Annotated in this window: 9 protein-coding genes; 7 read left to right on the forward strand and 2 right to left on the reverse strand. The window is 37.6% G+C overall.

Annotated elements, in window-relative coordinates:
* Positions 1-87: 87 nt before the first annotated feature.
* Positions 88-1,344 (forward strand): aspartate kinase, encoded by a 1,257-nt coding sequence (locus tag V4B17_RS00955; RefSeq protein WP_455479658.1) that lies wholly within the window; start codon positions 88-90, stop codon positions 1,342-1,344.
* An 847-nt stretch (positions 1,345-2,191) separates the two neighbouring features.
* Here V4B17_RS00955 and nhaA read toward each other — a convergent pair.
* On the reverse strand, positions 2,192-3,550 hold the full coding sequence (gene nhaA / locus V4B17_RS00960) for a Na+/H+ antiporter NhaA (protein ID WP_455479659.1): 1,359 nt from the start codon (positions 3,548-3,550) through the stop codon (positions 2,192-2,194).
* Positions 3,551-3,699: 149 nt separating this feature from the next.
* Complete coding sequence (locus tag V4B17_RS00965) at positions 3,700-5,382, reverse strand: hypothetical protein (RefSeq protein ID WP_455480150.1); 1,683 nt, start codon at positions 5,380-5,382, stop codon at positions 3,700-3,702.
* A gap of 369 nt (positions 5,383-5,751) precedes the next feature.
* On the opposite strand from V4B17_RS00965, the gene V4B17_RS00970 reads away from it, so the two are divergent.
* From V4B17_RS00970 to V4B17_RS00995, 6 genes are all read left to right on the forward strand, one after another.
* On the forward strand, positions 5,752-7,524 hold the full coding sequence (locus tag V4B17_RS00970) for an SLC13 family permease (RefSeq protein ID WP_455479660.1): 1,773 nt from the start codon (positions 5,752-5,754) through the stop codon (positions 7,522-7,524).
* 616 nt (positions 7,525-8,140) lie between these two features.
* Positions 8,141-8,812: a DUF2659 family protein gene (locus tag V4B17_RS00975; RefSeq protein ID WP_455479661.1), complete on the forward strand. Its 672-nt coding sequence runs from the start codon at positions 8,141-8,143 to the stop codon at positions 8,810-8,812.
* A 4-nt stretch (positions 8,813-8,816) separates the two neighbouring features.
* A complete protein-coding gene (gene der, locus V4B17_RS00980; protein WP_455479662.1) occupies positions 8,817-10,241 on the forward strand; it encodes a ribosome biogenesis GTPase Der in 1,425 nt (474 codons plus the stop codon).
* Positions 10,242-10,867: 626 nt separating this feature from the next.
* The gene (locus V4B17_RS00985; RefSeq protein ID WP_455479663.1) at positions 10,868-11,287 is read left to right on the forward strand and encodes an AtpZ/AtpI family protein; all 420 of its coding nucleotides are present in this window, start codon (positions 10,868-10,870) and stop codon (positions 11,285-11,287) included.
* 7 nt (positions 11,288-11,294) lie between these two features.
* Complete coding sequence (locus tag V4B17_RS00990) at positions 11,295-12,053, forward strand: F0F1 ATP synthase subunit A (protein ID WP_455479664.1); 759 nt, start codon at positions 11,295-11,297, stop codon at positions 12,051-12,053.
* A 53-nt stretch (positions 12,054-12,106) separates the two neighbouring features.
* Positions 12,107-12,337, forward strand: coding sequence for a F0F1 ATP synthase subunit C (locus V4B17_RS00995; protein WP_006589457.1), 231 nt, complete (start codon positions 12,107-12,109; stop codon positions 12,335-12,337).
* Positions 12,338-12,377 lie beyond the last annotated feature (40 nt).

Consider the following 12,377-nt stretch of genomic DNA (forward strand, 5'->3'; position numbering starts at 1 on the left):
ATGTGAGAAAACAATTTTTGATACGGCAGTAAGATCTTATCTATATTATCGTTTGAGATAAGAAACGTAAAGGTGAGAGTGTTATTGATGGCACGTATTGTCATGAAATTCGGTGGGACGTCTGTGGCAAACATTGAATGCATCCGTAATGTTGCGCGGCATGTCAAAAGAGAAGTGGAAGAAGGTAATGAGGTTGCTGTTGTGGTATCTGCAATGGCTGGAAAAACCGATGAACTTGTTCAATGGATACGTGATGCTTCACCGATGCATAAAGATGATTACGAATATGATGTGATTGCTGCTTCTGGTGAGCAGGTAACAGCGGGTTTATTAGCTCTTACACTTCAAGCAATGGGGGTGAAAGCGCGTTCATGGCTCGGTTGGCAAATTCCTATCCATACAGATAGTGCACATAGTCGTGCACGTATTACAGATATTGATGGATCTTTTTTAATACAGCGTTTTCAAGAAGGTCAGGTAGCAGTTATTGCTGGTTTTCAAGGAGTAGCGCCGGATAATCGGATTTCTACCTTAGGGCGTGGCGGATCAGATACGAGTGCTGTTGCTATAGCGGCGGCTATACAAGCTGATCGCTGTGATATTTATACAGATGTGGATGGCGTTTATACAACGGATCCTCGTATAGAACCTAAGGCACGTCGTTTACCAAAAGTTGCTTTTGAAGAAATGCTAGAAATGGCTTCTCTTGGAGCAAAAGTTTTACAGGTTCGTTCTGTTGAATTGGCAATGGTTCATAAAGTTCGTACCTTTGTGCGCTCAAGTTTTGAGGATCCTGGTGTTTTAGGCATGAGTGATCCAATGAGTTCTTCTGGAACACTTATTTGCGATGAGGATGAAATTGTGGAACAACGGAATGTTACTGGTATAGCTTTTGCTAAGGATGAAGCGCAAATCTCTCTTCGTAGACTTGCAGATCGCCCAGGGATCTCCGCAGCAATTTTTGGTCCTTTAGCTGAAGAGCGGATTAATGTCGATATGATTGTACAAAATATTTCTGAAGATGGCTCAAAAACCGATATGACTTTTACTGTACCGTCAACAGATGTAGATAAAGCCGTTGCGCTTCTTAAGAAAAATCGTAGAGATATAGGATTTGACGTTATTCAATTTGAAAGCGATCTCGCCAAGGTATCTGTTATTGGCATTGGAATGCGCAGCCATGCAGGTGTTGCAGCTACAGCATTTAAGGCTTTGGCGGAAAAGGGCATTAATATTCAAGCAATTACGACTTCAGAGATTAAGATTTCTATTTTAATTGATAGTGCTTATACTGAGCTTGCGGTCAGAACACTACATGCCGTTTATGGGCTTGATAAAGGCTAAGCATTTTTTATTTCTAAAAAGATTTTCAAATAATATAATACATTCATATATATAAATAAGTTTGGAATTTTTATCTATAAGAGTTTAGAGGAAGAAGAAAAGTTTTCTACGTGTTCAAATATGCCCGTCCGGTAGGAATTTTTGCAAATACTCAGTGAAGTTATACAATCCTTAAATTTTATTTTATCAGATTGTGCATGAAATTACGCAAAATAGAGTTGATGAGATATTTTTCATTGATGTTTTTCTTTTCTCAGATGATTATTAAAAACTTTATGTGTATCGCGTGGAAGAATTTTTTCTTTGCATATGGATTTTTGATTCTAATCTACCTATTTTTGTAGGCTCTGGATATCTCTTTATTTATACCAAGCGAAATAAAAGATTGCTCCATAATTCTCAATGAAGAATATGACAATCCAACCTATTATGAAAACCACAGTTTTCATAATTAGAAGAGTAATAAAGATTGAGACACTCGAAAGCTAGCCATCGACAACTTTAGAAGAAGATATTGATAGACAATTTGTTCCGTATCCCTTGCTTCTTGTTGATTATCTTGCACGTGCAGTTTATCTACATGAATCGATTAAGATCTGAATGATGAAATCAGACGAAGACATATTATTTTACAAGTTATACACTACTATGGTAGACTTTTTTCATATAGCTTCACAATAAAATTGAATAGATCAAAAAGGCAATGCACTTATTCATCTACGAAGAAGCAAAATATATTATGGTACTTTTCCTTGTTCGTTTCTATGATTATGCGAAACTGCAGCTCAATAAATAAACCACATTGCTTTTGAAAAGGTTAACATAGAGGACATTGTCTTTCTGTTTACTAAAAGCTATGAGAATTTTTTTTATTATGCTTAATATAAATAAACCCATATCCAAGGCCGAAAAGAGCAGACAAACCAGATCCGCAGAGGACACCAATTTTTGCAGAATCAAGTAAAATGATATCCTTAAAAGCAAGCATTGAAACAAAGATGGACATTGTAAAGCCAATTCCTGCTAAAAATCCAATGAGCAAAACACCTGTCCAAGTCATTTGAGGAGGCAGGCGGCACAACCCCGATTTTACTGCTAAATAACTAGCAATAACAATACCCAAGGGTTTACCAGCAAAGAGACCAATAACAATACCAAGTACAATGAAGAATGATTCATGAGAAGAAAGGTCGAAATTTGCAAAACTAACACCGGCATTCGCGAAGGCAAAAATTGGCATAACACCGTATGCAACCCATGGATGCAATGCTTTCTGAACACGTGTAACTGGTGCAATCATATCACGTTGTCCTTTGCGCATTTTTTTCAATGCAGTTGAGATGTGATGCAAATCTGTTTTTACATTTTTTTCTTGGAGAACTTGCATCGCATTGCTTAACATGGTGAGCGGCGCTACTAAGGTTCTGGTAGGAAAAACCGGAGTCATCATACCTAAAATTACACCAGCAAGTGATGGATGGACACCTGTTACCATTAAACCCCACCAGATGATTACACCAGGTAAAACATAAATCCACGCTGAAGCGAGACCAATCCATTGAAAAAATAATACTAAGGCAATGCCTGCTGTGGCAATAATTAAACCACTGTGATCAATGTTCGTTGAGTAAAAGAAAGCAATGATGAGAACAGCAATAATATCATCAATAATTGCTAGGGATAAGAGAATGATATGAAGATTAGAGGGAATATTTTTTCCGAGAAGAGCTAGAATTCCTAGTGCAAAGGCAATATCTGTTGCTGTTGGCACAGCCCAACCATTCGTATGCCCCCCGTGAAAGTTAAAACTGAAATAAATAATTGCAGGGAAACAAACCCCGCCTATTGCTGCAACAATTGGCAAAATTGCTTGTTTAAAATCAGCGAGAGCACCTTCATGAATTTCGCGCCGGATTTCCATTCCTGCGACAAGAAAGAAAACAGTCATGAGAGCATCATTAACCCAGAAATGTAAATCCCATGAGAGGTTGAAATGGCCAAAGTTAAAGCCAAAAGGTGTATGCCAGAAAGATTCATAGAGAGAAGCATATCGAGAATTGGCAAAAACAAGTGCAGCAGCAGCAGCTGATAACAGAACAACGCCGCTGAGAGCTTCAATATGGAGAAAACGCTCAATGGCAGAAAGCGCTTGTTTCGTGACACGAGAAGCACGGTTAGGCAAGCGATTCGAAGATAAATCAGACATGAACAACTCCAACCATCAGCAATTCTATTAATATATATTTTTGCATAACCCCCCTATACGATGCTCCCTTGTATCATACAAAAGAAAAAAGAGAAATAAAGTATTCAATTTATAGCTAAGACCATCATATTAAAAGTTGAACACGTCTTTTAAGGTAATGCTTCATTCTTTATAGTGAGATGCACTTTGTTTAAAACTGTGGACAAATCATTTTGTAGAGCTTTTTCGAGATCAGTTATTGTGAGACCTTTGTTGTCTATCGCTTTTATTTTTATGGTCAATGTTTTAGGATTTTTAGCAAAGTCACCCAGAGATTTGGAAATATTTTCAGCTTCATCATGATCTTTTAGAAGTATTTTTGGACTTTGTGTCATAATCAGATAAAAATTATCATAGAGTTCTTTTTTGAGATCATGTTTTGTATCATTAAGATTCAGTGTAAGATAAGAAAAAAGCTTATCAATAAAACCAGCATCCGTATAACGAACACCAACATCCATGACGGAAACGTCTTGAGAAGCAGCAATCATTAAGTCTTTTTGAGCAGAAAATAACTTTTCATCAACATTAACAATCTTTGCTGATATTTCTCCAGATCCAACATTTTTTATGTTAAAAGACATTGTATTAAGAGAAAGCGTATGCTTTTTTTCATCATAAGAAATATCCAATTTTTTTGAAAAATCAAAATGTTCAATACCTATTTTTTTAAAGAGCTCTAGGTCTTTTTCTTTTACTTTTTTAGGTAAAATTGACAAGTTATTGAAAGAGATAAGAAGTTTTTTTGGTATAGGATACTTCCATAAGCTTTGTTTAAATTGAAATGAATCGAGTGTTTCTTTAAATCGTGGTGTATCGACGGTGAGATTATTCACTTCTGCATCATCTAAGGTGATGTCAAACAAGCCATTTATAATAGTATCACGCAGTGTATTTTTTTCTCGTGCACCCAAGTAAGCGTTAAACAATTTTCGGGGTATCTGTTTGGGCGGATTCACTTTAAAACCAGCCGTTTTAAATGCACCAAGAGAAAGAGAAACGTTATTCTCGTTTCCTTTGAAAACGCCGATCACTACATTATTCAGAGAAATGGGACCAGTAATGTTTTTTACTTGATTGACAGAATTAGCCTTTCCCAAAAGAACATTGCAGGCATAGTTTATGTCAATATCATGTGCTTTTATTACATCACTTTTAGCTATCATATGTATCTGTTTGTCACCATCGATGACCGTCGTTTTAAGATCTATATTTTTTATGCCAACAGAACGAATACGACCATTTTTAAAATCAGAAAGCTGAAAATTTTTTATCTCAAATTTCTCGACCAGTCCATTTGTATTGTCTGCAAACAGCTGTATATTTGGAGCGACGATAGAGGAAAGCTCAATACGCATAATTAATTGCAAAAGGCGTGATGTGATCGTGGTATCCTTTTCCTTTAAGGAAACGCGATTGAGAGAGATTCGGGGAATGTTTACATGGATATCATTATGCTTATCGTTGTATTTTAAGTCAACATTATAAAGAGTGAAGGTTCCAGGAATAAAGAAAATAGGAGGACGGGCAGAGATAGCACCAATTTTAAGTGATGTGCCAGAAGGAACTTTTAGCGTAACATTTGTTAAATTGACTTTCCCTAAGATGCTGACTTCGGATGTTTCGGCTTTTATAGAATGGCGAGCTATTTCTCGTCTGATAAAACTGTCAAGATAGGGTTTTGCTACATAAAAGCTACCGACAGCCATGATTGCTAGGACACCAATCAATCCAAGAACAAAAGTCAGCCAGTATTTTAGATTACCTCGATACCCACTATTAAGATTAATCATCATTTCTTCTTTCGCGTTTATTACTCTCCATGAGGATGGAGAGAAATTCCTTTAAAGCAACAACAATGCTTCAGATATTGTGTGCATCAATTTCAATAATCTGCCTTCAGCACCTTTTATGTTATGTAGATTCATTTTTATCTTGTTTGCAACACGTTTATTAACTGCCACCAATTTTATTTAGTTTCAGTATGTTATGATAAGAACGTATAACAGACAGAGGAGAGTACATACTTACCATAATTTTACCACTTTAAAATCGCTCTAAAGTAATATCGTGTTTGCTTTTATCTTGCCGCTGTTTGTAGGAACAGTTAAAACATAAAAGATATGTTGCTCATTGTAATCTAACGGGAAGAGATAGGTATCATGACTGAAAATCAAATAATGGCTTTTTCTATCATTGGTCTTATGATGGTTGTTTTTATTTGGGATCGATTTCGTTATGATCTTGTCGCTATTTGTACATTATTGATTGCCTGCGCCGTTGGTCTTGTTAGTCCGAAGGAGGCATTTAGTGGTTTTAGCAATGATATTGTTATTATTGTAGGGAGTGTGTTTGTTGTCAGTACGGCTGTATCGCGTTCTGGTATAATGGAGTTCATTATCCAACGAATATGGCCAGATGTGAAATCAGTGCGCCTTCAATTGGCTTTTTTGGTTATTTCTGTAGTGTTTTTATCAATGTTTGTTAAAAACATTGGTGCTTTGGCTATTATGCTTCCTATTGCTTTTCAATTTGCTCGTCGTTCTCAGATTTCACCATCTATTTTTTTGATGCCAATGGCATTTGGTTCTTTATTGGGGGGCCTTATGACACAGATAGGAACTTCCCCCAACGTTGTTGTTTCAGCTATGCAAGAACGTTTAACGGGGGTTGCTTTTACCATGTTTGATTTTACGCCGGTTGGTGCAGCTGTTGCTACTGCCGGTGTTCTATATTTGATCTTTTTTTCTTGGCGTTTACCTGTGCGTGTACGTTCAGGTGTTTCGTTTGATGATGCTATTGACATTCGTAATTATGTTTCTGAAGTGCATATTTCAACAAATTCACCAATTGTTGGGAAAACCATCGTTGATCTTGTTAAACCTTCTGGTGGTGATGTCATGGTTGTTCAAATCATCAGAAACGAGGTATCCATTTCGCCACTTCCAGATTTTGTTTTGTCTGAAAGAGATATTGTTTTACTGGAAGGTTCTCACACAGGGTTAGATAGTGTAATGAGTGCTGCTCGTTTAGAATTTTCTACGGATCGCACTGTCTCCACAGGTGATAAGGATAGTGACATTGATATTGTTGAAGCAGTTATTACACATAATTCGCCTCTTATTGGCATCAGTGCGAAAAGTTTTTCACTCTTTGATCGTTATGATGTGAATTTGCTTGCGCTAAGCCGTCAGCATGAAAGGGTGCGGGGAAGGCTTGGTGATATTATCTTCCATCTTGGAGATGTGATTGTTTTGCAGGGGCAAGATGCGATTATTCCAACTTTGTTAAGGGAACTGAAATGTTTGCCTCTGGCAAAACGTAATATTGTGTTTGGCAATTTACGACATGGTTTCGTATCTTTAGCTATCCTCTTTATAGCGGTTATTTTTACGGCTTTCCAGATCATTCCAGTTGCATTTTCTTTCTTTTCTGCTGCCGCTGCAATGGTTATCTTTCGGGTTTTGCCAGCGCGTGACTTGTATCAGGCATTAGATGGCCAAATATTAGTGTTATTAGCAGCTCTTATTCCAGTGAGTGAAGCACTAGAGAAGACAGGATGCACGGATCTCATAGGTCAGTGGCTTAGCCAATTAGCAGTGTTTTTTCCACCATCTGGTGCATTAGCACTTATGTTGATTACATCTATGCTGGTAACGCCATTTTTGAATAATGCAGCAACAGTGATGATGGTAGCACCAATTGCGTCAAGTTTTGCCCATTCTCTCCATTATAAGCCGGAGGCTTTTCTGATGGCTGTTGCAATTGGTGCAGGGTGTGAGTTTCTCACTCCTATTGGACATCAAAGCAATATGCTTGTGATGGCACCAGGGGGGTATCGTTTTAGTGATTACCCACGTTTTGGTGCTCCGTTGGCGGTATTAATAGTCATTACTGCGGTTCCAATGCTTATGTGGATTTGGCCATTACAATAAAGTATTTTAGAAATTGTAGGTATCAACGACAAAAAGTTTGCCAATCAGATAAAGACAGGTTTTAAAAATATATTTTATGTAAAGAGTTTTGCTGAAAGTTTGGATTTTGAATTGTATTCTATCATAGTATTTTAGTATCCTTTTTATGTTGAGAACAAAGTTTATTTATTTTGTTATAGGTATTTTCCATGGGAATTAAACAATATTTTTTTGTAAAGATTTTTTAATAAATTGCTTTCCCACTGTGATGCTACAACTGAGAGTTTTAAAAAGTGAAATACAATTGCTGAGCTTAAGGCTTTTAAGATAGTTTCTTGCATGTGATGATGAGGCTTCAAACAGCTCTTGAGATTATAGGTAAGCATACATGAGAGATATGAAGGTAGTGGTAACTTTTTTTGCAAAATAAAAATATAAAGAGATATAAAACTATAATGTGAACCAAAAGGTGGTTACATCATTTTTTATTGCAGCTGTAAGAGGTTAATCGATTCAAGTATACATTGATTTGAGACTAGTGAGTAAGAAATTTTAAGTTTTTTAGTTAATTAAGACTACCATCTTTGTTCATTTATGCGTAAAAGCACAGAAAAGAATTTTTTTCAGGGTATGATATATGTCGTATGATAGTTTTGTTGCTGAAGTTAATGCTGAATTTCGTCAGGAAAAAGCTCTTGCTTTTTGGAGACGTTACGGTTTTTTGATTATTGGGGCAGCCATAATTTTTATACTGATGATCGTTGCTTATCAGATTTATCATCATGAACAAATAAAGAAAGCCGATTATATTGGTGATACATTTGTAAAAAGCCTTGAGTTTGCAGATGCACATCATTTTGATGAAGCGATAAAGCACTTGGAGAATGTTAAAGCTTCTAATTTTGGGGGGTATCCTTTTCTTGCTCGTTTGCGTGAGGCGTCTTTACTTATGGAGCAAGGTGATGCTGTCAAATCGGTTGAGGTTTTTGACTCTGTTGCAGTTGATGAAGCAGCACCGCAGATTTTACGAAAAGTGGCAAAAATTCGGGCAGCTTATATTTTGGTTGATACAGGAACTTTCGATGATGTTAAAAAGCGTGTTAAAGATATGGCGAATGATATTGATCCTATGCGCATGTCTGCAAGAGAGGCTTTAGGTTTAGCAGCGTATAAAGCATATAAAATGGATGATGCAATTGCTTATTTTCGAAAAATTTCTGAAGAAAATGTTTTAGGATCAAAAGTGGCGGATCGAGCTCGAATTATGCTCGAGCTTATACAAGCTGAGGGAAAGGCAAGTAAGGAATAAATTTATGAGCTTTACCATTGCTATAGTCGGTCGCCCCAATGTTGGAAAGTCCACACTCTTTAACCGTTTGGTTGGGCGGAAATTGGCTTTGGTTGATGATAAGCCAGGCGTTACGCGTGATCGACGTATTCATGCGGCAAAACTTCAAGATCTACGTTTTGATGCGATTGATACAGCTGGGTTGGAAGAAGCGGGCGATCATACACTTGAAGGCCGTATGCGTTCTCATACAAAAGCTGCTATTGAGGAATCTGATCTTATTTTGTTCGTGTTTGATGCGAAAAGCGGAATAACATCGAGTGATTTAAATTTTGCTTCATTGGTTCGCAAATCAGGAAAACCGATTGTGCTTGTTGCCAATAAATCTGAGTCAAAAGCAGCAACAGAGGGAGAGTATGAGGCGTGGTCATTAGGTTTTGGTGAGCCCTGTCAAATATCCGCTGAACATGGTTTTGGTCTTTCAGATCTCCGCGATGCAGTTGTGAATTCTCTTGGTAAAGAGAGAATTTTTGAAAGCAAAAGCGAAGAAAAACATATTGCTGCACAGCCCGCATTTGTTGATGATTATGTGAATGATTTGGAGAAAGAGGACTCTGTTTATGATGAAAATAAACCCCTTCGGATTGCAATCGCTGGTCGCCCAAACACAGGGAAATCTACTCTCATTAATAGGATGTTGGGACAAGATCGTCTGTTGACGGGACCTGAAGCGGGGCTTACACGTGATTCTATTTTTGTGGATTGGGAATGGCGTGGTCGTCATATTAAACTTTTTGATACTGCAGGGTTGCGTCGAAAATCGAAAATTCAAGAAAAATTAGAGAAACTTTCTGTTGCGGATACTTTACGTGCAATCCGTTTTGCAGAAGTGGTTGTGATTGTTTTTGATGCAAACACGCCTTTTGAAAAGCAGGATTTACAAATTGCTGATCTTGTGATTCGTGAAGGGCGTGTTCCAATTATTGCTTTTAACAAATGGGATCTTGTTGAAAATAGCCAGATAACATTGGTTGATTTACATGAAAAATGCGCCCGCCTTCTTCCTCAAGTTCGTGGTTTGAGAGCTGTTCCTTTATCGGGTCAGTATGGTCAAGGGATTGATAAACTGATGAAAAATATCACGATGATGCACCGTGTGTGGAATCGCCGTATTTCTACCGGAAAACTCAACCGATGGCTTGAAACCGTCATTGCACACCATCCCCCACCTGCAATTTCAGGGCGTCGACTTAAAGTTAAATATATAACACAAGTTAAAACACGTCCGCCTGGGTTTGTGATTTCTTGTTCACGGCCAAAGGTAATGCCACAATCCTATTTGCGTTATCTTTCCAGTGGATTACGCGATGCATTTGAGATGCCAGGTATACCAATTCGCATATCGTTACGGGCATCTGAAAATCCTTTTGCACCAAGCTCCAAAAAATAATCCCTCTCTATTATTAAAATTCATGAAGTTTGCGTTGAAAAGAAAGTAAAAAAATAAGCTTTCTCATAAAGTACGGAGTTTTAATATTGAAAAGCAATTGGTCATTATCAAAAGATAATAATTTTTTTGCGAAAGGAATCTTTTACCATCTTATTATTGGTCAGTAAGGATATATTGGTGGACGGAAACACCATGGTTCACAGCTGTGTGTACAGAAAAAAGAGAATGGCAATATTTGCAAAGCTTGTCATTATAAACCAGGAATTAACACATGATTTAAAAGACGAATAATCCTTAAGGTTTATTTTATTTATGAATGAAGGATAAGAATGTACGACAATTAATCTGTTTCAAGAGACGTTTTCTCAATCTGTTCTTAGAGTTGTCATATGAGGATGCGTATAGCTTTACTTAAGGTGAAGCAGTAACATCTTATCACACAGATGAGGGTGATCATTTGAGGGTGCATGAATAGTCAGAGTTCATAAAATTGAAGGACACGTTATTTATGCGATAAATTGTGATAGATTTCTTTTAGTGTCTTGACGAATAAATTTGGGAACAATATGCTAATGACGGTCTTGTAAAATGCATTTTGACTTTGCTTTTTTGTTAGGGAGCCAATTATGGCGAATGGCAACGAACACGTTGTGCAGGGAAAGGAAGCTAAAGAGAAAAGGCAAGAGGACTGTTTTCATTTAGAGGATTTGGAATGTCGTAGTAAGAATTTGGGTTTAGCTTTAATGCGCAAAGAAGCATTAAAGAAGCGGAGATATGAGGATAAGGGAGAAGAGTCGCGGACAGTGGCCCGTGCAATTAAGCTTTCTAGTGAGTTTTTGGCAAGTGTTGTTGTGGGCGTTGTTTTGGGATTGGGGTTTGATAAGTTAATTGGATCATTGCCATGGGGCTTGGTGTTTTTTCTTTTTCTTGGATTCGCTGCAGGTGTATTGAGTGTTCTTCGGTCTGTGGGGTATATTGCTCCCAGCAAATTAGAGCAAAAAGGCGCATTGCGCAAAGATAAAGGGGCCAAGAGGTCCGATAAATGAGGTTGAAGTGACATCGCACGCTCCAGATCCTATCCATCAGTTTGAGATTACGCGGCTAATTAATATTTCTATAGGAAATATAGATTTGTCGTTTACAAATGTATCGTTTTTTATAGTAGCTACGGTTGTTGTGACTTCTACTTTCCTATTCGTTTCATCATCGAGTCGTGGATTAGTTCCGACAAGAATGCAATCTCTTTCAGAGATGGCATATGAATTTGTGGCATCGACTTTGCGGGAATCATCTGGGGTGCAGGGAATGCAATTTTTCCCTCTAGTTTTTTCTTTATTTACTTTTATTTTAGTTGCTAATTTTATTGGGCTTTTTCCCTATTTTTATACGATTACCTCTCAGATTATGATCACATTTTCACTGGCGATGTTGGTGATTTTGACGGTTATTGGTTATGGTTTTTATAAGCATGGGGCTGGTTTTTTGAGACTATTCGTTCCCAGTGGTGTGCCTGTTATGATTTTGCCTTTGGTTACGATGATTGAGGTTATTTCTTTTTTTTCTCGCCCTATTAGTCTTTCACTCCGTCTTTTTGCTAATATGCTTGCTGGTCATATTACCCTCAAAGTATTTTCTGGTTTTATTGTCTCAATGATTGGGGCAGGGATCATGGGCATTGGCGGTTCAATTTTACCTCTTATCATGACCGTAGCAATTACTGCTCTTGAATTTTTGGTTGCATTTCTTCAGGCGTACGTGTTTACGGTTTTAACTTGTATGTATCTCAACGATTCAGTCCATCCGGGACATTAACAAAACTGGCGGGTTTCCGTCGATTGTACAATTTCGCTTTAAAGGAGAATAATATGGAATTGGTGCTTGCAGCAAAATATATTGGTGCTGGTCTTGCTTGCTTTGGTATGGCGGGAACGGCTTTGGGTCTTGGAAACATTTTTGGTAGCTATCTTTCTGGCGCACTGCGTAATCCATCGGCAGCAGATAGTCAGTTTGGTCGTCTCGTTTTTGGTTTTGCTGTAACAGAAGCTTTAGGCATTTTTTCATTGCTCATTGCTTTGTTGCTTCTTTTTGCGGTTTGATCATTTTAAGGGGGGGGTATTCCTGCTTTCTTTATGAAAG

Source organism: Bartonella sp. B23 (assembly GCF_053793815.1).

What these genes read in the sequence shown, in the direction of transcription:
- V4B17_RS00985 (WP_455479663.1), top strand. Translation starts at nt 10,868, where the DNA reads ATGGCGAATGGCAACGAACACGTTGTGCAGGGAAAGGAAGCTAAAGAG.
- V4B17_RS00965 (WP_455480150.1), bottom strand. Translation starts at nt 5,382, where the DNA reads ATGATTAATCTTAATAGTGGGTATCGAGGTAATCTAAAATACTGGCTG.
- nhaA (WP_455479659.1), bottom strand. Translation starts at nt 3,550, where the DNA reads ATGTCTGATTTATCTTCGAATCGCTTGCCTAACCGTGCTTCTCGTGTC.
- V4B17_RS00970 (WP_455479660.1), top strand. Translation starts at nt 5,752, where the DNA reads ATGACTGAAAATCAAATAATGGCTTTTTCTATCATTGGTCTTATGATG.
- V4B17_RS00955 (WP_455479658.1), top strand. Translation starts at nt 88, where the DNA reads ATGGCACGTATTGTCATGAAATTCGGTGGGACGTCTGTGGCAAACATT.
- der (WP_455479662.1), top strand. Translation starts at nt 8,817, where the DNA reads ATGAGCTTTACCATTGCTATAGTCGGTCGCCCCAATGTTGGAAAGTCC.
- V4B17_RS00995 (WP_006589457.1), top strand. Translation starts at nt 12,107, where the DNA reads ATGGAATTGGTGCTTGCAGCAAAATATATTGGTGCTGGTCTTGCTTGC.
- V4B17_RS00975 (WP_455479661.1), top strand. Translation starts at nt 8,141, where the DNA reads ATGTCGTATGATAGTTTTGTTGCTGAAGTTAATGCTGAATTTCGTCAG.